At 47.9% G+C, this 21,613-nt stretch carries 17 protein-coding genes; all 17 read right to left on the bottom strand.

Annotated elements, in window-relative coordinates; all coding sequences use genetic code 11:
- Positions 1 to 75: 75 nt before the first annotated feature.
- On the bottom strand, positions 76 to 1,188 hold the full coding sequence (ftsZ, locus tag ACTHPG_RS16520; protein WP_192268939.1) for a cell division protein FtsZ: 1,113 nt from the start codon (positions 1,186 to 1,188) through the stop codon (positions 76 to 78).
- Positions 1,189 to 1,339: 151 nt separating this feature from the next.
- The gene (gene ftsA / locus ACTHPG_RS16515) at positions 1,340 to 2,617 is read right to left on the bottom strand and encodes a cell division protein FtsA (RefSeq protein WP_192268941.1); all 1,278 of its coding nucleotides are present in this window, start codon (positions 2,615 to 2,617) and stop codon (positions 1,340 to 1,342) included.
- Positions 2,618 to 2,910: 293 nt separating this feature from the next.
- Positions 2,911 to 3,678: a cell division protein FtsQ/DivIB gene (locus ACTHPG_RS16510; protein ID WP_440390637.1), complete on the bottom strand. Its 768-nt coding sequence runs from the start codon at positions 3,676 to 3,678 to the stop codon at positions 2,911 to 2,913.
- Between the two features lie 57 nt (positions 3,679 to 3,735).
- Entirely contained in the window at positions 3,736 to 5,019 is a 1,284-nt protein-coding gene (gene murA / locus ACTHPG_RS16505; protein WP_440390636.1) for a UDP-N-acetylglucosamine 1-carboxyvinyltransferase, read from the bottom strand.
- Between the two features lie 17 nt (positions 5,020 to 5,036).
- Complete coding sequence (gene murB / locus ACTHPG_RS16500) at positions 5,037 to 5,942, bottom strand: UDP-N-acetylmuramate dehydrogenase (RefSeq protein ID WP_440390635.1); 906 nt, start codon at positions 5,940 to 5,942, stop codon at positions 5,037 to 5,039.
- Positions 5,943 to 6,092: 150 nt separating this feature from the next.
- Positions 6,093 to 7,202, bottom strand: coding sequence for an undecaprenyldiphospho-muramoylpentapeptide beta-N-acetylglucosaminyltransferase (gene murG, locus ACTHPG_RS16495; protein WP_440390634.1), 1,110 nt, complete (start codon positions 7,200 to 7,202; stop codon positions 6,093 to 6,095).
- 7 nt (positions 7,203 to 7,209) lie between these two features.
- Entirely contained in the window at positions 7,210 to 8,307 is a 1,098-nt protein-coding gene (spoVE, locus tag ACTHPG_RS16490; RefSeq protein ID WP_440390633.1) for a stage V sporulation protein E, read from the bottom strand.
- Positions 8,308 to 8,355: 48 nt separating this feature from the next.
- Positions 8,356 to 9,777, bottom strand: coding sequence for a UDP-N-acetylmuramoyl-L-alanine--D-glutamate ligase (gene murD, locus ACTHPG_RS16485; RefSeq protein ID WP_440390632.1), 1,422 nt, complete (start codon positions 9,775 to 9,777; stop codon positions 8,356 to 8,358).
- Positions 9,778 to 9,780: 3 nt separating this feature from the next.
- A complete protein-coding gene (gene mraY / locus ACTHPG_RS16480) occupies positions 9,781 to 10,749 on the bottom strand; it encodes a phospho-N-acetylmuramoyl-pentapeptide-transferase (protein WP_278298911.1) in 969 nt (322 codons plus the stop codon).
- Positions 10,750 to 10,761: 12 nt separating this feature from the next.
- Positions 10,762 to 12,174, bottom strand: a complete 1,413-nt coding sequence (locus tag ACTHPG_RS16475) for a UDP-N-acetylmuramoyl-tripeptide--D-alanyl-D-alanine ligase (RefSeq protein ID WP_440390827.1) — start codon at positions 12,172 to 12,174, stop codon at positions 10,762 to 10,764.
- A complete protein-coding gene (locus ACTHPG_RS16470) occupies positions 12,174 to 13,661 on the bottom strand; it encodes a UDP-N-acetylmuramoyl-L-alanyl-D-glutamate--2,6-diaminopimelate ligase (protein WP_440390631.1) in 1,488 nt (495 codons plus the stop codon). Before ACTHPG_RS16470 ends, ACTHPG_RS16475 begins: the two co-directional genes overlap by 1 nt.
- A 139-nt stretch (positions 13,662 to 13,800) precedes the next feature.
- The gene (locus ACTHPG_RS16465) at positions 13,801 to 15,753 is read right to left on the bottom strand and encodes a stage V sporulation protein D (RefSeq protein WP_421885788.1); all 1,953 of its coding nucleotides are present in this window, start codon (positions 15,751 to 15,753) and stop codon (positions 13,801 to 13,803) included.
- Between the two features lie 93 nt (positions 15,754 to 15,846).
- A complete protein-coding gene (locus ACTHPG_RS16460) occupies positions 15,847 to 18,180 on the bottom strand; it encodes a penicillin-binding transpeptidase domain-containing protein (protein WP_440390630.1) in 2,334 nt (777 codons plus the stop codon).
- A 12-nt stretch (positions 18,181 to 18,192) separates the two neighbouring features.
- Positions 18,193 to 18,621: a hypothetical protein gene (locus ACTHPG_RS16455; RefSeq protein WP_440390629.1), complete on the bottom strand. Its 429-nt coding sequence runs from the start codon at positions 18,619 to 18,621 to the stop codon at positions 18,193 to 18,195.
- A 27-nt stretch (positions 18,622 to 18,648) separates the two neighbouring features.
- A complete protein-coding gene (rsmH, locus tag ACTHPG_RS16450; protein WP_440390628.1) occupies positions 18,649 to 19,599 on the bottom strand; it encodes a 16S rRNA (cytosine(1402)-N(4))-methyltransferase RsmH in 951 nt (316 codons plus the stop codon).
- An 18-nt stretch (positions 19,600 to 19,617) separates the two neighbouring features.
- Complete coding sequence (mraZ, locus tag ACTHPG_RS16445) at positions 19,618 to 20,055, bottom strand: division/cell wall cluster transcriptional repressor MraZ (RefSeq protein ID WP_017687291.1); 438 nt, start codon at positions 20,053 to 20,055, stop codon at positions 19,618 to 19,620.
- 274 nt (positions 20,056 to 20,329) lie between these two features.
- The gene (locus ACTHPG_RS16440; protein WP_440390627.1) at positions 20,330 to 21,595 is read right to left on the bottom strand and encodes an adenosylhomocysteinase; all 1,266 of its coding nucleotides are present in this window, start codon (positions 21,593 to 21,595) and stop codon (positions 20,330 to 20,332) included.
- Positions 21,596 to 21,613 lie beyond the last annotated feature (18 nt).

The raw sequence follows: 21,613 nt of genomic DNA, 5'->3' as shown, positions 1-21,613 counted from the left end.
ATGATATTTAAAAAAACAGAAAAAACCCGGTCACTCCATAAGGAGTACCGGGTTTCCATTGAATCAATATGAGTATTAATCGTTGTTATTATTGCGTGAACGATTGCGTAAAAATGTCGGAATGTCCAGCTGATCATTGCTCGGCTGATTTCCAAACGGACGCAGGTTCGGCGAACGCGTATCCGTTGTCTCCGTTGCTGGCGTTGGTTTTTGACCAGAAGGCGGCGATGCTGGCTTGTCTTCAAATCCCGTTGCAATCACCGTAACTTTGATCTCCTCTTTCAGGTTTTCGTCAATAATCGCACCAAAGATCATATTCACTTCCGGATCTGAAGCCGCAGTGACAATCTCTGCCGCTTCATTGACTTCATACAGGGACAGATTGGTTCCGCCCGTAATGTTCATGATTACACCGCGTGCACCTTCAATCGAAGTTTCGAGCAATGGGCTCATGATAGCCTTGCGTGCAGCTTCAGCGGCACGAGTTTCGCCAGTTGCTTCACCGATTCCCATCAGGGCAGATCCACGTTCTGTCATAATCGTTTTGACGTCGGCGAAGTCAAGGTTAATGAGACCTGGAACAGCAATCAGGTCAGAAATACCTTGAACGGCTTGACGGAGAACGTTATCTACTTGACGGAACGCTTCAAGCATCGGTGTTTTTTTGTCAACAATTTCAAGCAAACGATCGTTTGGAATCACAATCAATGTATCTACTTTTTCCTTGAGCGCTTCAATGCCCTGTACGGCATGCCTGGAACGTTTCGGTCCTTCAAACGTGAACGGTCGGGTCACTACCCCTACTGTAAGAGCACCACATTCTTTGGCGATCTCAGCAATAACGGGAGCTGCCCCTGTTCCTGTACCCCCGCCCATTCCGGCAGTTACAAAAACCATGTCGGCACCCTTCAAGGTGTTCATCATCAGATCACGAGATTCTTCGGCGGCTTTCTTACCCACTTCTGGGTTGGCACCAGCACCAAGACCTCTTGTCAACTTATCGCCAATCTGCAATTTATGTTCGGATTTCGCCAAGTGCAATGCCTGCGCATCCGTATTCGCGGTAATGAATTCTACACCTTGCACTCCATTTTCAATCATTCGATTAACAGCGTTGCTTCCACCGCCGCCCACACCAATGACTTTTATTTGAGCAAAGCTCTCCATCTCGAAATCAAATTCCAACATATTATTCCATCTCCCCCTCATTGTGCATGGATGGCCCGTCCAATTGGTATTGAACCGAATCAATTTCATATATCGACGAACGAAAGCGTTTATGTTAGTTTACCAGCGCATTCAAACGGCTTCAAGGATTGTATGAAATGGATTCAACCTGTTATATAAATTCGCTGAACATATTTTTCAGCCGTTCAAACAGACCTGGTTTTTGCTCCGATTCCTGAGCCGCATTCGGCTTCGGACGGTTGGTCGGTTTTTTGTTGTTATTATTGTTGTTTCCACCACCGCTGTTAACTGAGGGACGAATACGCAAACTGCGGATTACACTGTGCAAAATGCCGACTCCACTCGTGAAACCAGGATCACGCACGCCGATATAATCCGGCACCGCAACTCGTACCGAAGCAGCAAGTTCATGCTGAGCGACCTGCAGGACACCCGGCATTGATACCGTACCTCCCGTTAGTATATAACCTCCAGGAAGATCATTGTAACCAAGACGCTTCACTTCTTGAGATATCATCTGGAATATTTCCTGAACCCTTGGTTCAATAATAGCTGCCAGATCCTCTTGAGAGAACTCCTTGTCTACATTGCTGCCGATCCGTGTTACCTTGAACATCACATCTGCAGCAGCATCATCCAACCAGGCACAGCCATATTTCAGTTTCACTTTCTCCGCCTGATCCGTTAACGTACGTAAGCCATAGGCGATATCATTCGTGACGAATTCCCCGCCAATTGGCAATGTTGATGTTGCAACAAGACTGTCTTCTTCAAAAATGGCGATGGTTGTTGCACCTGCTCCAATATCAACAAGCACTGAACCCATCGTTTTTTCATCTTTGGACAAAGCCAGTTGACCCGCTCCAAGCGACATGAGAACCAGATCGCTCACTTTCAGACCCGCTTTTTCCACGCAGCGCAAAAGATTATGTATTGCAGTTTTTGCACCCGTAATGATGGTCGCCTCCACTTCAAGGCGAACACCAATCATACCACGGGGGTCCTGAATGCCCTCCAAGCCATCTACAACATATTGCTTGGCGACAACATCAATAATTTCCCGTTCCGGCGGAACCGCAATAACTTCGGCTGCTTTCAACACCCGTTCCATGTCTTCTTCTCCGATTTCACGATCCTCGTTAGACACAGCCACGACGCCGTGACTGCTCATCAGTCCGATATGATTTCCCGAGATTCCAACATACACTTCGGATATTTGAATACCTACCATACGTTCTGCATGATCCACTGCATTGCGAATCGACTGCACCGTCTGATCGATATCTACGATTACACCTTTGCGAATTCCCTCCGAGTCGGCAGATCCAACTCCTATAATATTAAAGGTTCCATTATTCATTTCCCCAATAATAGCGCGAATTTTGGATGTACCGATGTCCAAACTAACAATGATGTCATTGTTGCTCAAGTCTGTGGCACCTCCTGACTCCAATAGTAAAATACGTTCGAATTTAAACACTCTTAAAACATATTCAACACACTTCAGGCTTTCCCTCTTTTTTCTACAATGTTTTTGGGTGTCAAAATCTGGTTGCGAGACATAAAACCTTGAAGAAAAAAGAAGGAGGCAACTCATGTGCCATAAGTTCAAGTGTATCATTTTTTCTTCTTCTCAGAAAGAACAAGTTTCATTGCTATGACGGGGCCAAACCCCGACCCGCCTAGGCTTTCATATTCAGTCCAGCCTCATCATGGCAAAGGTCAGGGGCTTGCTCCCGGCTCGGCTTCATCTTCCGGGTCATCCGGGATGAAAGGAACATAGGTATCTGCCTCAAGCATGGTGATTTTCCCAGGCCGTTCGGTCTCAATCACCTGATTCAGATATTCCACTTTATCCGATAAAAGAGAGACGGTTGTAATCACTTCGAACTGTGATTTGGTATACATCCGAATCTGATCCGGAAATGAAGGCGTTGGATTCGGAATAATTTCCGAAATATCCGTCGTCAATTCATTCGGAATTTTAGCCAGTGTCTGGCTCAGTTTGGCTTTGAGTGGGTCATCAGCCTTCCATTGAGTCAATATGGGCTTTTCCACAGCAACACCAATTGTTGCCGGAACCGTCAAGCTTGTCCCACTGGCCAATATCGCTTTTAGGGTACCGTCAGAACCAAGCTCATACGCAACCGTGGCATATTCCTGAACCTTGATATGAATAATACCCGGAAATTGTTTATCCACGGTAACCGTGGAAATCGCCTTGATTGCCTTGAGACGCTCAATAACCTCGGCAGTACTTGTCCCAAAAAATTGATCGCCTTCTCTCAGACCGCTTTTCTCCAGCAGTTCTGAAGTCGCTGTATATACATTACCCGTAATTTCAATTGCCGAAATTCGACTCATGGAAGAACGAAAGAATAATACAGCGAGCAATACAATAAATAGTAATAAGAGAATAATTACAATTTTGCGGCTTGTGTTTCCTTTTGGCCGATTCTTCTTCAGAACCGGAATTTGACTTTTAGGCATAATAGCGCTCCACAAAGCCTCAGGTCCCCTCCCTTCAAGAAGGGGACTCCAAGGACGTTAATTGGCAAAATCCAACTGTTTTGAAACGGGCGACTGTCGCTCAACCGATGCTCCAAGACTCTGAAATAACTTCTCGATCTGATCGTAGCCCCTGTCAATATGATGCACTTGCTCCACAACCGTTTTGCCTTGAGCAGCCAGACCAGCAATGACCAGAGCTGCACCTGCACGAAGATCGGTTGCTTCTACTGTAGCCCCGTACAGACGGGGAACACCACGGATAAATGCTGCGTTCAGATCGACTGAAATATCAGCCCCCATCACATTCAATTCATCCACATGTTTGAACCTGCCCTCGAATACCGTTTCCTTCATCACACTGAACCCGTCTGCCAAACTGAGCAGCACCATGATTTGCGATTGCAAATCTGTCGGAAACGAAGGATACGGAGAAGTCACAATACGGTCTACTGATTTGGGACGGCTCATACAGCTCACCGTCATTATATCATTGCAGACTGTGATTTGAACACCAGTGCGCTTCAATACATGTATAAGTGAAGTAAGATGAGAAGGATTGCAGTGTGTAAGCGTAACATTGCCTCGTGTTGCTGCTGCTGCAATCATCACGGTTCCGGCAACGATTCGATCCGGAATAATCTCATAGGAACAAGGCTCCAGTTTCTCTACGCCATTGATCGTAATCGTATCCGTTCCTGCGCCAATAATACTTGCACCCATGGCATTCAGAAAGTGTTGCAGGTCCTGTATCTCAGGTTCTCTTGCCGCGTTGCAGATGGTTGTTGTCCCTTTAGCCAGAACGGCTGCCATCATGATATTCTCGGTCGCCCCCACACTCGGGAAATCCAAAAGAATATCTGTACCCACGAGATTGCGTCCATGACAGATAATCTGTTGGTCCTGCTCTTCAATCAAAGCTCCGAGCGCTTCCAGGCCCCGGAGGTGAAGATCAATTTTGCGTTCTCCAATGGCACAGCCTCCTGGCTGATACACTGACACTTGCCCAAACTTAGCCAGCAATGGTCCCATTAAAAAAATGGAAGAGCGCATCTGCTTCATTAGATCTTCTGGCACATCATATGACCGGATAGACGAGGTATTAATCGTCACTGTTCCCTGTTCATGCCGACACGTGCATCCAAGCCGTTCCAGGATATACAGCATCACTTCAATGTCCAGCAAGTGTGGAACGTTATGCAGGGTAACTTCTCCATCTGCCAACAAACTTGCGGCCATGATCGGTAAAGCGGCATTTTTTGCTCCATGGATGCGTATGGATCCTGAGAGGGGTTTCCCGCCTTCAATCACCAATTTGTCCAATGTATCACCTCCGGGGTTTACCGCTCACCCACTACGAAGACTTCCGGTACCAGGTTAATACCGTACTGAGATGATATAGTGCTCTGAATATGCTGCATTAGGGTGATAACGTCCTCTGCTGTTGCTTGGCCTGTATTGACAATGAAATTGGCATGCATGGTGGATACCTGTGCGCCTCCCTGAGTCATCCCTTTTAGCCCTGCTGCTTCAATCAGACGAGCTGCATGATCACCCGGTGGATTTCGGAATACACTTCCTGCACATGCCATCTGCAGTGGCTGTGTGCGACGCCGGCGATCTTTGTAAGCCGCCATGGTTTCCGAAATGACTTTGCGTTCTCCATGCTGGAGTTCAAAAGTAGCTTCCAGCACGATGCCTCTCCGATCATGCAGAACAGAGTGGCGGTAGGCAAAATCCATGTCCTCCTTGCTGTAACGTACCAATTCCCCTGTCTCCAGTACAATCTCAGCGAATTTGAATATCCGTGACACATCCGATCCATGAGCACCTGCATTCATGTATACGGCTCCACCGACAGTGCCGGGGATTCCGCTGCCGAATTCCAGACCGGTCCATTCCTTTTTGGCAGCAACCACACTGAGTTTAACAAAAGAATGCGCTGCTCCGGCGGTTACACCACCTTCGTGAAATTCGGCATAATCAAAGCCATCGCCTGGTTTCACCACAACACCACGTATTCCTTTGTCTGACACCAGCATGTTTGAGCCCCGTCCAAGTTGCATCCACGGAATCTCAACCTTGTGAAGCAATTGAACGAGATTCATCATCTGCTCTTTATTCTCGGGAATGACCAGTGCATCCGCAGGACCGCCGATCTTCCATGTGGTGTATTTGGCTAGCGATTCGTTTTCAAGAACTCTGCCAACATTATTCTGGGATAGTAACGATATCCACTGGTGCATGTTTGCTTCCTCCTCTGCTTCAAAACCGATGAGCACGGTATGTTCTGTTCCTACAGTCCGTGCTCTGGGCGCCATGGAACGATGGTCACGATTTATACGGTATCTTATGTCAGCCCCGTCTTGTGTGTGACAATCGCCCACAAACGCACGTTATCGGCGTGCAGCAAGACGCTGAATTTCTTGAACAAGCACTTCAGCTGCATCGGGTTTCCCCAGTTTCCGGGAGGCTTCAGCCATTCGTTTACGTCCCAATTCATCATTCATAATCTTGGCGATGGCTTCATACAGGAGTTTGCCTGTAAGATCCTTCTCCAGCATCGTGAGTGATGCGCCTCCACCTTCAAGTGTACGTGCATTGGCTTCCTGATGATTGTTAGTCACGTTAGGTGACGGAATCAGGATCGAAGGAATACCCAGTGATGTAATCTCTGCAAGGAATGATGCACCTGCGCGGTTTACGATCAGGGAAGTGCAGGCCAGTACCTCAGGCATATTATGAACGTAAGGCAGGACATGCAGGTGGTTTGGCATCGTACCCAATGAGCTGCGGATGGCTTCACGCGTTTCATCAAAATAGGTATCCCCTGTCACGTAAACCACATGTACATCGTCCAGTTGTTCCAGCATTGGAGCCATGTCCACCATAGCCTGATTTATTGCTTTTGCCCCGCGACTGCCACCAACCACAAGAACAACACGGCTGTTCATGGGTACACCTAACGTGGCAAAACCACGATCACGGCTAGCCTGGGCTACCGTAGTCGCCCTTGGATTACCGGTGTATATCACCTTTTTTGCGCCGGAAAACGATTTTTCAGAACCTTCAAAGCTAACGGCAACCGTGTCCACATACCGCATCAAAAATTTGTTGGTCAGACCGGGAATGGCGTTCTGTTCATGAATTATACTCGGAATACCCAGTTTTGTTGCTGCATATACCACAGGTCCACACACATATCCACCGGTACCAATCACAACATCCGGTTTGAATTCCTTCAGCATTTTTTTGGACTTGCGTACTCCTTGAATGAAACGCATGACCGTTTTCAGGTTGTCGATGGACAATTTACGCCGAAACCCGGTAATATCAATGGATTTAAAAGGGATATTTTCCTGGGGAACCAGCTTGCTTTCCAGCCCTCTGGTTCCTCCAATGTATAGAAATGTCGAGTCGGAGTTCTCCGCCTCACATTGTCTTGCTATGGCAACGGCCGGATAGATATGTCCACCCGTACCGCCACCGCTTAGAACGACTCGCATCGCATAGTCACCTCGCATAACGGGATAAGTTTACTAAAATGCCCAGTGCTGTGAGCATGAGGGTTAATGATGATCCACCGTAGCTGATCAGAGGCAATGTAATGCCCGTAACAGGCATCATGCCAATGACAACTCCAATGTTAATAATGACTTGTACGGCGACCATACCAACAATACCAACACCAAGCAGACTGCCGAAGGCATCCGGAACGGTCATGGCTACACGCATTCCTCTCCACACCAGCACCAGAAATAACAATAATACAATCATTCCACCTATAAAGCCGAGTTCTTCAGCCAAAATACTAAAAATAAAGTCCGTTTGCGGTTCAGGAACATAACTGTACTTCTGCCGGCTCATCCCCAATCCCAATCCCGCCAGTCCACCAGGACCAATGGCGTATAACGATTGAATGATCTGATATCCGGCACCCAGCGGGTCGGACCACGGGTCCAAAAACGCTGTGATACGCTGCAGCCGATAAGGAGCTGCAGCAATCAAAGCTGCAAACCCCGCTACACCGCCAAGAGCAAGCAAACTCAGATGTTTCATTCGCGCTCCGGCTGTGAAAATAATAAGCATCGATGCACCCATCATTACGGTGCCTGTCCCCAAATCAGGTTGCAGCATAATAATACCAAAGGCCAAACCGATCAATCCCAGCGGTGGCATAAGCCCCGTTGTAAAAGTTTTGATTTTTCCCGGTTCCTTGCTCAGCCAGTGAGCGAGAAACAGAATCATGCCAAGCTTCATGAATTCTGAGGGCTGAATACCGAACGAACCAATGCCCAGCCAACTTCGTGCACCACCGCGAACCACACCGATGCCAGGAATGAGCACCGCAATGAGCATAATAAAACAGGCAATCAATATAGGCTTGGCATATTTCCTCCACACCCGGTAGTCTACGTTAGCGGTGACGAACATGGCCACAAGCCCAAGCACCGCAAACAGAGCCTGTCTTTTTACAAAATAAAATGAATCGCCATAGTCATGAAAGGCAAGCACCGAGCCCGCACTATATACCATTACGATGCCGATGGCAAGCAATGCCAAAATACTAATCAGCAACCAAATATCTGGTGCCGGTCGCGTCTGTTTCATCAGGAGGCCACCCCTTGCATGGAAGTAGGGGCTTTTCCACCCCCCTACTTACAAGTTATGCGCCGCCTCTTTAAAAATGCGTCCCCGCTCTTCATAGGAAGCAAACATGTCCCAACTTGCACATGCCGGGGATAACAAAACGACATCACCAGCACTGGCAAGCTTCGATGCTTCCTGCACAGCAACGGTTAACGTTCGGGCAGCGTCCTCCTCATTATCGACGACCTTAATTTGCTTTAATCCGGCAAGTTCCGCGACTTTGGCAAGTTTCATCCGTGTTTCTCCAAGCGCAACGACAGCTTTTACCCGTTCCTGGAACAAGGGTAACAACTCCATCATGTCTGACCCGCGATCCAACCCTCCAGCAATTAACACGACTGGCTCCTTGAACGAGTTCAAAGCCATGACCGTAGCCTTTGAATTGGTCGCTTTGGAGTTGTTGTAGTAAGCAGAGCCATTATGGTCCAGAACGTATTCAAGTCGGTGTTCAACCGCCTTGAAATCTGCAAGTGGAGCAGCCAGCACCGCAGGGTCAGCTCCTGCAGCTACAGCAATTGCAACAGCAGCCATTGCATTTTCCACATTGAATCGTCCGGCGATGCCAATGTTCTCAATATCGATAACGATGTGGTGATCTCCGTTTTCATCCGCGTAGATCATCTGACGCTTCACATCATCCTCTTCTCCATCCACATAAGGAGGATCTGCATATACACCTGTATCCAATTTCTCAGTCATTGAGAACGGTAGCAATCTGCCTTTAATATAAGGAACCAGTTCGCGACATACCGCATCATCCCAATTCAGGATGGCTACATCATCCGGTTGCTGATTGGCGAAGAGCTTGGCTTTGGAGGCTACATAGTCTTCCATTCCACCGTGATAGTCCAGATGTGTCTCGGTTACGTTAAGCAAGCACGCAATACGTGGACGGAACTCAACCGTTCCTTTGAGCTGGAAACTGCTGAGTTCGACGACCATCCAGTTTTCTGGAGAAGCCTGTTCTGCAGCTTCACTGAGAGGTGTTCCAATATTACCCGCAACAATCGGCTTAAGTCCGGCATGTTCCAACATATTGCCCACCCAAGTGGTCGTTGTTGTTTTGCCGTTGGAGCCTGTAATGCCGATCATGGGTGCAGCACATAGATGATAAGCAACCTCTACCTCTGTCACCACTTCGATGCCCAATGCCAAAGCTTGCTGCACAGGAGCCGCATGATATGGGATACCCGGGTTTTTGACGACCAGCTTCACATCACTGTGAATCAGATCATCCGGATGTCCTCCGCATACAACAGAAATTCCCAAAGCCTCCAATTCGGAAGCTTCGGGACATTGATCTCTCTCTTTTTTATCATTAACTGTAACCTTCGCTCCGGCGCGATCCAGCACTTTGGCGACCTGTACGCCGCTTTTGGCCAACCCGAGCACAACGACTTGTTGTCCGCGATACGATTCTGGATGGTTCATGATCTACAACCCCTTGTTGAGATAAAGTCCAAGAGCGGCCAAAATGGCACCTACCGCCCAAAAGGTAATAACAACCCGCCATTCTGACCAACCGCTCAATTCAAAGTGATGGTGAATGGGGCTCATTTTGAACACACGCTTGCCACGAGTCTTAAATGATACCACTTGAATAATAACAGACAGGATCTCGATGACAAAAATACCGCCAATGATGACAAACAGAAGCTCCGTTTTGGTTACAATCGCTACCGCACCAATCGCACCGCCAATCCCCAGAGAACCTGTGTCTCCCATAAACACTTTGGCTGGATGTGCATTGTATACCAGAAAACCGAGCACGGCTCCAATCATCGCTGCTGCACATACTGCCGCAGGCATCGACGTGGCTTGCATCGCCACAATGGCAAACGCCCCAAAGGCAATCGCACTTACCCCTGACAACAACCCATCCAGACCATCGGTAAAGTTAACCGCATTAGTAATGGCGAGCATCATGAATACAACAAACGGATAGTAGAACCATCCGGTCCAGTCGAAGGAGACTGACGTACCCGGAATAGAGATGGCTGTGCTGTGTCCGTTCTGAATCAGCAGGAAACACATCACTGCACTGAAGAACAATTGGCCCAGCATTTTTTGTCTGGCCGTCAGTCCCAGTGAACGTTTGAACACAATTTTGATGTAATCATCCAGGAAGCCAATCAGCCCGAATCCCAGCGTAGCCACGAGCAAGACATAAAAGTCTGTATTCTTGACAGCCGAAAATTTCAAAAAGGCCAATGTGAACGCAACTAAAATGACGACTCCACCCATTGTCGGTGTTCCGCTTTTTTTCAAATGGCTCTGAGGCCCATCTTCCCTAACCTGCTGTCCGAATTTCATTCGACGTAACAGCGGAATCAGGAGCGGTGCGGCAATCACCGCCAGAATAAATGAAACGCCGATTGTTAACAGTAATACCTGAAAATCCATGGGTTCACCCCTCTAGTCTACTCGATTCTGTAATGGTGCTATTTGTAGTGCTTCGACCACGTCCTCCAGCTTCATGCCCCTTGAGGCTTTGAACAAGACAACGTCTCTGGGATGTAGTTTCTCCAGTAGATAACGGGTCATTTCTTCTTTGTCTATAAAAGCATGCACAGCCTCTGCCGGCATATGCTTTCTTGCTCCTTCAGCAATATGCGCTGATAGCGGGCCGTATACGAGCACCATGTCCATTTTGGCAGAGGTAATATACGCTCCGATTCCGTAGTGCAGATCCTGCTCCTGAGGACCGAGCTCAAGCATATCACCTAGCACAGCAACCTTCATGCGATATCCTTTCAGACCTTCCAGTACATCAATGGCCGCCTTCATGGAGGTTGGACTTGCATTGTATGCGTCATTCAGCAGGGTTAGACCACTAACCCCTTGGGTAACCTCAATACGCATGCCAGTCAGTTTCAAGCGGGACAATCCCGCGGAAGTCTGCTCCGTCGTCACATTGAAGTGACGAGCTACAGCCAAAGCAGCCAGACAGTTAACGACATTATGCGTTCCCAGCAGAGGTAGCGTAAATGCATGTTCTCCAGATTGTTTGGTTGTGAAAACTACTCCGTTCTGTGCATTCATAAGTCCGGTAGGGTAGTCATCATTATCGGTTTGCAGACCAAAAGTAAACCGCTGCAATCCATCGGGTTGTTTTGTTGCGGGCTCTTCAAGGACTTGTGCAATTAAAGGCTCGTCTCCGTTATAGATCAGTAATCCGCCAGGCTTCAATCCCGCGGCAATCTCGACTTTCGCTCTGGCAATCTCCAGTCTTGAACCCAGTTGAAGCAGATGCGATTCACCAATATTGGTAATGACTGCTACATCAGGCTGAGCAATAACCGACAGATCGTGAATTTCCCCGCGACCACTCATACCCATCTCCAAGATGATAATCTCTGTATCCGGGTCCATACTTAATACAGTCAGTGGCAAACCAATGTGATTATTGAAGTTGCCTTGCGTTTTATGCACTTTGAACGTAGTCGAGAGAATGGCATCCACGATGTCCTTCGTGGTTGTCTTGCCGTTGCTGCCTGTAATGCCGACTACTGCCGCTTTATTCTCCGCTAGATAAGCAGATGCGAGTGCTTGCAGTGCGACAAGTGTGTCATCAACCACAATGACAGCTCCCTGTGGCGGAATACCATGATCCTTTTGCCAGATCGCCCCCGCAGCACCCTTCTCTAGACACGCTTGCACAAACTCGTGTCCGTCAAACCTTTCACCCACTAGAGGGATAAACAAACTGCCTTCCAGGGGTTTACGCGAATCGGTAAACACCCCTTCAACCATTACATGGCCATGAGCAGCAGCGTCACTTAATGTTCCTCCACACATCTCGGCCAATTGTGCCAATGTTCTTTTTATCAATTGGATTTGCCCCTTATCGCTTCTTTGGCTATGATTCGGTCATCAAAATCGGTTTTGGTTGTGCCGATAATCTGATAGGTCTCGTGACCCTTGCCCGCAATCAATACTACATCGGCGGAGCTTGCCATTTCAATAGCTTCATGAATCGCCTGGCGCCGGTCCACAATCATCGTATAACGTTCAGCAGGAACAGATTCTTCAATCAGGCCTTGTTCAATGTCTTTGAGTATCAGATCCGGATCTTCTGTCCGAGGATTATCGGAAGTAACCAGTACAAAATCACTATACTTCGCAGCAATTTTCCCCATGAGAGGACGTTTGGTACGGTCCCTGTCTCCACCACAGCCAAACACGCAGATTACACGTCCTTCGGCAAATTCCTTCACCGTCCGCAACACATTCTCCAGTCCATCGGGTGTATGGGCATAATCGACAATAACAGCAAATGGCTGTCCCTCGTCCACGCCTTCAACACGTCCATCCACGCCCGGTACCGTCTCCAGACTGCGCTTGATCTCTTCCAGCGGTATACCTTCCACCAGCGCTGCAGAGATTGCTGCCATTGCATTGTATACATTGAATTTGCCTACCATGCGCAAGCGAATATCCGTGCTGCCTGCAAATGTATCCACGTGGAAAGATGTTCCCTGAGAAGTGATTGAGATTTGGGATGCGCGTACATCCGCCTCTTCACCCATGCCATATGTAATCACTTCAGCCGCAGTCACAGAGATGAAATAAGCCGCAGCCGGATCATCTGCATTGATAACTGCGAATTTACGCTGTGAAGCATCTTCCGGATAGCTGTTACCCAACCGTGCAAAGAACAATCCTTTGGCACCACGGTATTCCTCCATGGAATGATGGTAGTCCAGATGATCCTGCGTCAAGTTCGTGAATACCGCAGTACGGAAGTTGGTCCCCTTCACTCGTCCTTGTTCCAATGCGTGAGAAGAAACTTCCATAACACAGCAGTCCGTACCCTTCTGAACCATATCATGCAGACTACGCTGCAGATCAAGCGCCTCTGGGGTTGTTCCTGACATCGGGTAGGTGCGACCATCATATCTCATTTGAATGGTACCGATTAATCCCGTCTTGCGTCCATAATCGCTCATGATTTTTTCAATCAGATAGGTGGTTGTCGTTTTTCCGTTGGTTCCCGTTACACCAATCATTTTCATTTTCTGGCTTGGCGAGTCAAAAAAGAAATCGGCCAGAACAGCCATCGCAAAGCGACTATCCTTCACCAGCAATTGGGGTACAGGCAGATCCAGCTGGCGTTCAACTACCAATGCGACTGCACCTGCATTTATAGCTTTTTCTGCATAATCATGACCATCCACCGTATGTCCCGGAAGACAGATAAACAGATCACCCGGTTTTACCTGCCGGGAATCTGTCTGAAGGTTTTGGCATTCTGTATTTGATTCGCCCACGAGGCGGGCAGTGGTCAGCATCGATGCAAATTGTTTTAAAAGCACATGAATAACCTCACTTTTCCAATTATACTTCTGTTTAAGCATATGTCTGTATTTATTAATATCGTCAATACAACCAAATAATGAAACGCACTTGGATGAACTTTGTTGCGGTTGAAGTCGAAACGGCTTCAGCGCTCAGTTATTCATCCTTCGTGTGATCATGTGCATCGTTCAGTACATTCCCCATATAAATGCGGATGGTTGATCCCTGATCTACCCTTGCCCCAGGCTTGGGTGCCTGATTGATTACGTATTTACCACTGCCGGACTTTGCCAGCATGAAATTCATGTTCAAGTCTTCGTACAGATCTTCGACCGTAGCTCCTGTCAGGTCTGGAACAGTCACGATTTTGGTTTCACCGTACTTGTATTCTTTGGCGACCTGGTCCTTCCGAACAGGGACATTCATATAATGCAATGCATCTTCAAGGATGTTCTGCACAATCGGGGCGGCAACCACACCTCCGAACTGAATTCCTTTGGGGTTATCAACTGCCGTATAGACCACAATCTGAGGGTCATCTGCCGGTGCAAATCCGATAAAGGATACGATATGCTCGGTCGAGGAATAACGTCCGTTAATCACCTTCTGGGCTGTACCTGTTTTGCCGCCAACCCGGTATCCATCAATGAATGCCGGACGCCCGGTACCTTTTGCGACAACACTCTCAAGTGCTTCCCGTACTTGCTTGGATGTATTCTCCGAGATCACCTGACGCACGAGCTCCGGCTTGGCTTCTTCCATGACTTCTCCCGTGACCGGATGGACCCACGCTTTCGTAACATATGGCTTGTAAAGTTTACCCCCATTGATGGCCGCTGACACAGCTGCTACTTGCTGAATGGGCGTTACCGATACACCTTGGCCAAAAGCCGTCGTTGCAAGTTCAACCGGACCCACTCTGGACAGTTTGAACAGAATCCCACTGGCTTCTCCGCTGAGGTCAATTCCCGTTTTGGTGCCGAAGCCAAAGTCTTTAATATAGGAGAAGAGTGATTCTTTCCCCAGCCTCTGCCCCAGCGCTACGAACCCTGGGTTACATGAGTTCTCCACAACTTGCAAGAAGGTCTGACTTCCGTGGCCGCCCTTTTTCCAGCACCGCAAACGGGCTCCACCCACCTCAACATATCCGGGATCAAAAAATTGATCCTGTTGCAGATTGACTTTTTTCTCTTCAAGCGCGGCTGCCAAAGTAATGATCTTAAATGTGGAGCCCGGCTCGTAGGTCATCCAGATCGGCAAATTGCGATTATAGATCTCCGCAGGATATTGCTGATAATCGGCAGGTTCATACCCCGGCCTGCTGGACATCCCCAAAATTTCACCCGTTTTGGGATTCATCGCTATGGCCAATGCCGAATTCGCCTGAAACTTCACCATGGCCTGATCCAGTTCTCTCTCCATGATGGACTGAATGGATTTATCAATGGTCAGCTTGAGGTTAAGGCCGTCCTTCGGTTCCACATACTTCTCGGATGAGCCCGGCATGAGCCTTCCGGCCGCATCGGACAAGTAGGACACACTGCCATTCAGACCATTCAGCTTATCATCATATTTCTTCTCGACACCCGTTAAACCCTGATTATCAATGCCTGTAAAACCAAGAATATGGGCAGCCAAATCATCATAAGGATAAAAACGTTTATTGTCCTCAGCAACAACGATACCCGGAAGCTTCAAATCACGGATGCGCTGAGCTTTCTCCATCGTAATTTTGCGGCCGCCGGGTTGTAGTCGTACAATCAGTTCTCGTTTCTTGATGGTTGCCAGCACTTTTTCTTCCGTCATCCCAAGCAATGGGGCCAGTGCTTTAGCCGTCGTTTCAGCTTCTTTGACCTGAGCCGGAATGGCCATAATGGTCGGTGTAGTGACATTATAGGCCAGAGAGGTTCCATTTCGATCCAGGATCTCCCCTCGCTTGGCTGAATACGGGATATTACGCCGCCAGGACTCTTCTGCTTTTGCTGACAATTCAGGGCCTTTCCCGAGCTGTACATAAGCAAGCCTGATCACCAAGGCCGAAAATAACAATACTAAAATCACTAAACTCCATAACAACCTGCGCCGCAGATTTACGCTTGATCCCTTCACGAAAAGATCCCCCCACTCGTCCCAAAATCATGATCTCGTTCCATTCATGAATATTCAGGACAACCGGGGGTTAGAACAAGCTGTCAGAGCTCCCTATGGTAGCGAAGCCCCATTTGTTGCTGGATCGTCAGAGGTTTCGGATTCATTGGCAGGAGCCTTGTTGTTATCTGTTACGTCTGTTCCGTCGGTTTTACCTTCGCCGTCCGAAGTTTCTTGTTCTTTCCCTTCCGCTTCTGACGATGGATCAGAAGAGATTGGAGCCTCATCGGCTATACCTGTCACTGCAGCTTTGGCAGTCTGCAAGTTCAACTGAACGGTTCTCTGCTCACCTGCGACCTGCTCGGTTTGCTTCACGACATAGCCCTCACCCTTGACCGTAACCCCCACTTTCATAAGAGAAAGCACTTCAAGGGCATCACGGAGAGATTCACCTGTCAGATCGGGAATCTTCATCTTGCTGCTTTCTTCCGTTAGCAGATAGATTCGTTGGCCTGGATTCATAGAAGCGCCGGCAACCGGATACTGCCGAATTACATTATCACCTTGGCCAAGAGTCACATAAGCAATACCTGCGCTTAGAAGCTGGCTTCTCGCCTGCTTGGCTGTCTTGCCACTCAGGTCGGGCGCCTTGGCTTGCACCACAGAGACTTCTTTTGACTTTTTGTCCGAAGTTTTGGCTGTATCTTTGGGTACTCCCATGTATTGAAGAGTTTGGCTGACAATCTTTTTGAATACCGGGGCAGCCGCGGTTCCTCCCCCGATGTTGGTTCCATCCGGTTGGTCAATGACAACAAGTATAGCAATCTTCGGATTATTGACCGGTGCGAATCCAATAAACGATACAACGTCTTTTGATTTGCTATATTCTCCGTTAACGACCTTTCTTGCCGTACCCGTCTTACCAGCTACGCGGTACCCTTCAATATAGGCGTTACGACCAGTACCAATCGTTTGATCTGCAACCACTTGTTCCAGATAACCGCTCACGAGTTTGGAAGATTCCTTGGAAATCACCTGACGAACAACTTTGGGTTTGATCACTTCCGTTGTCCCATCATTCGGGTTCTTAATCTCCTTCACCAGATGCGGCTCCAGCAATTTGCCTCCATTGGCAATTGCGGAGATTGCTGCGACTTGTTGAATTGGCGTTACCTGTACAAGACCGTGCCCATAGGCTGCGGTAGCAATCTCGGATTTGTAAACCAGTGGTTTGATCGGTGACGCTGCCTCATTCGGCAGATCAATACCCGTTTTTTTACCAAAACCGAATTCGTCTATGTAATGACGCAGACGTTCACCACCAAGCATGTTGTAACCCAAGTTAACAAAAGCAATGTTACTTGACCGTTTGACCCCTTCGAGATAAGAGATCCAACCATAGGCATGACCATTATCACTAATCGGGAAACCACCGATATACATGCGTTTGGATTCAAAACTTGCATTGGGATCAAAGAGTTTTTCTTCGACAGCCCCTGCTAGCGTAACGATTTTGAATGTACTACCTGGCTCATAGATGGATTGCGTAGCATGATTGATAAAATTCTTTTGATCAGGTGTACTTCCATACGTATTAGGGTTAAAGGTTGGCCAGTTCGCCATCCCTAGAATCTCCATCGTATTCGGATCTGCAGCAATAACTGTCATACTCAGCGGGTTATACTTGGCGACGGCTTCCTTCATTGCATCCTCGATGTAAAATTGGATCGTATCATCGATGGTCAGTGTAAGGTTTTTCCCGTTCTGAGGCGGCAGATAGTTATCCTGTGAATCCGGAAGTTTAATGCCTTTGGCATCCTTCTGATAATTCAAGTATCCATCTGTACCAGTCAGCGCTTCATCATATGAGACTTCAAGTCCATTGACAGCTTTCCCATCACGGCTCATATATCCCAAGAGGTGAGAAGCGAGTGTTTCTTCGGGATAAAAACGCTTCGACTCTTGAGCCATGACAATGGCATTACGAGCCTTGTATTCATCTTGTAGTTCCTCACGCAGTTCGTTGACTTTTTCCGCAAGCTCAGGACTTATTTTATATCCTTCACTGCGTACTTCACGCTGCTGAAAAAACTTGCCCTTTGCATTTTTGGCTGTGACCAGTGCACGCATCTCACTCTCATTTTTCCCGAGAAGGGCGGAGAGCTTCTCCGTGACTACATCCTGAATCCCAAGTTCATTGATCAATAGAGGATTAACGGAAACCGTATACGCTGGAGCATCAGTAGCCAGAACGTTACCATTGCGGTCCGTAATCGTTCCTCGTGCAGCCTTAATCGTCTGCTCCCGCTCTACCAAACCGGCCGCCCGTTCCTGCCATACACCGCCATTCACAACTTGAATGAAGAAGATTCGGGTTACGAGTACAAGAAAAAAGAGGGTAATACATCCCCCTATAAGCAACGTGCGCATCTTTATTCTTTTTATCATCGGAACACCTCTTTACTTACTGCTTGCTGTATTCGAGGACGATTCAGTACCTGTAGATTTCGTACTTGTTGAGCGAGGTACAAAAATGACATCCTTGCCGGAAGCCTCAACGTAACCAAGTTGTTTGGCATTTTCAATGACCTGATTGTTCAATGTTTCTTTTTCCACCTGAAGGTCTGCAATCGTCTTCTCATACCCCTTGATATCCGAAATAGTGGTCTGTGCCTGCTTGTTCAGATCATAGATATGAGCATAACGAGACATCAAGGCTCCTCCAACAAGGATCACTGTAACCAGGGTAATCAGATACAAAATCTTCTCGCGTGCCGGAAGACCCGTACGACGGGTCACCACTTTGGTGGTTTCTTTGTATCGTTGCTGGGTCACACGTTCCTGGGACGCTTTTTCTTTTACAGCGAGATTACCACGTGTATATGCCATACTCCGATTCTCTCCTCCACTCTTGATCTACAATTTCTCGGCTACGCGCAGCTTGGCTGAACGAGCACGTGAATTTTCAGCCAATTCCGTTTCCGTTGGAATCAGCGGCTTTCTGTTAACTAGACGCAGGGTGCCCTTACCGCCGCATACACACAACGGAAAATCAGGTGGACATGTACATTTTTCCAGATAACTGCTGAAAATCTGTTTACATATCCGGTCCTCTAGGGAGTGGAAGGTAATAACAGATACACGTCCTCCTGGTGCCAGACAACGAACAGCCTGATGCAAGCCTTCTTCAAACGCACCCAACTCATCGTTAACAGCAATGCGTAATGCCTGGAAGCTGCGTTTGGCAGGATGTCCACCCGTACGGCGAGCTGCCGCCGGAATGCCTTCCTTGATCAGTTCCACCAGTTCACCTGTCGTCTCAATGGTGGACTGCGCTCGTTTTTCGACGATAACACGGGCAATCCTTCTCGAAAACTTCTCTTCACCATAGCGATACAAAATTCGAGCAATCTCTTCTTCTGGCCACTCATTCACAATCTCTTTGGCCGTCAGCATAGCATCCTGGTCCATGCGCATATCGAGCGGAGCATCGTGATTGTAGCTGAAACCACGTTCTCCTTCATCAAATTGCGGAGATGACACACCCAAGTCATACAAAATACCATCGACCTGTGGTACATTATCCTTCATTGGTACATCCAGATCCTTGAGTACCTGTTCCAGATCTCGAAAATTGGTTTTCACCAATGTTACACGTTCTCCATAGGCAGCGAGCTTCTCGCGAGCATTATCCAAAGCCCAATCATCCTGATCAAGTGCAATCAGACGTCCCCCTGGACCGAGCTTGGACGCAATCACGGAGCTGTGTCCGCCACCGCCTAAAGTGCAGTCCACGTATATACCGTCCTGCTTGATGTTCAATCCCTCTGTTGCCTCTTCTTTGAGTACGGTTATGTGGTGAAACAACCTGCACCCCTCCTGACTTTATAAATCAAAATTAAAATCGACCAGCTTTTCGGCAATGTCGTTGAATGCTTCTTCGGATTGATTGAAATAACTCTCCCATATGCCTTTGCTCCAAATCTCCACCCGGTTCGACACGCCAAGGACAACACAATCCTTGTCCAGTTTGGCATACTCTCTTAAATTGCCCGGCAGATTTACCCTGCCCTGTTTGTCCAGTTCACATTCGGTTGCACCCGAGAAAAAAAACCGGGTAAACGCTCGTGCATCAGATTTCATCAATGGCAGTGCTTTGAGCTTCTGTTCCATGACCCCCCACTCCTCCATGGGGTACACGAAAAGACACTGGTCCAAACCCCGTGTGACAACGAAAGACGGTCCCAGAGATTCGCGGAATTTGGCCGGAATGATAACCCGACCCTTATCATCAATGCTATGTTGGAACTCCCCCATAAACATTGGCCCACTCACTCCTCACCCGTTTCTCCCACTTTGCCCCACTTTCCACCACCTAAGCATAATAGATTCGCACAAAAAAATCAAAACCCTTCTTGCAATACTTGATTTTTTAATTTTTCAGCATAAAAAAACGTCTTTGATCCTGTCACTCAGGATCAAAGACGTTCCCCGTAAAGCGGGCAATTGTATGTCTACCCGCACATGAGCCATATCATCAATAAACCATTCTATACCCTTTGAATCATTTCATCAGCTTGTAATTATTGGATAGAACTTAAAATTTCCAGCTATCGAGGTATTTTTCTTGCTCAGCCGACAAAGAGTCAATACCAATATTCAGGCTTTCAAGTTTATAGCTGGCAACCTGCTGGTCAATATCATAAGGTACATTAACAACGTTTTTACCTAGCTCAGCATAGTTCTCGCTCACATAGCGGAGACCAAGCGCCTGGAGAGCAAACGTCGTATCCATGATTTCGGCAGGGTGACCATCTGCTGCACCCAGGTTTACAAGACGGCCTTCTGCAAGAAGGTACATTTTACGACCGTCTCTGAAACGATACTCCTCAATGTTACGGCGAACTGTGCGAATTGATTCCGAACGTTTAGCCAGTTCAGGTTTATTCACTTCAACATCAAAGTGACCTGCATTACTCAGGATTGCTCCGTCCTTCATCACATCGTAATGCTCACCTGTGATAACATCCTTATTGCCTGTAACAGCGATAAAGAAATCACCCAATTTGGCGGCTTCCACCATCGTCATGACCCGGAACCCGTCCATGTGTGCCTCTACCGCTTTGATTGGATCGATCTCGGTTACGATCACGTTCGCTCCAAGACCTTTGGCACGCATCGCTACACCTTTACCACACCAGCCATAACCTGCTACTACTACGTTTTTACCAGCGACAACCAGGTTGGTTGTACGAATGATCCCGTCGAATGCAGATTGTCCCGTACCGTAGCGATTGTCAAACAGATACTTGCAGTATGCGTCATTAACCGCAACCATTGGAAACTTCAATTGGCCTTCTTTCGCCAATGCTTTCAAACGAATGATACCGGTTGTCGTTTCTTCTGCTCCGCCGCGAATTGTTGCCGCGAGGTCAGGGCGCTCCGATGCAATAATGGTAGCAAAGTCTCCACCATCGTCAATAATAAGATCAGGTTTCACCTCAAGCGCACGCAGTTGCAGTGATTTGAACTCCGCAGGTTCCGGATTGTACTTCGCATACACGGTAACACCGTCTTCCACTAATGCTGCGCATACATCATCTTGCGTAGACAATGGGTTGCTGTGTGTAATCGTCACTTCCGCCCCACCTGCTTGGATCACTTTTGCCAAGTAAGCTGTTTTCGCCTCCAGATGAAGGCAAATGGCAACCTTCAGACCTTTGAAAGGCAGATCCTGTTCGAACTGGCGACGAATACGGTTTAATACCGGCATGTGCGCTTCTACCCAATCGATTTTCAGATGGCCCTCTGAAGCGAGCCCCATATCTTTAACAATGCTGTTTTGCAATGCAGGTGTAGTCATCCCATATCCTCCTCATTT

The sequence above is a fragment of the Paenibacillus sp. SAF-068 genome, assembly GCF_051967555.1.
GTDB lineage: Bacteria > Bacillota > Bacilli > Paenibacillales > Paenibacillaceae > Paenibacillus.
This window is presented reverse-complemented; position numbering and strand designations above follow the sequence as displayed.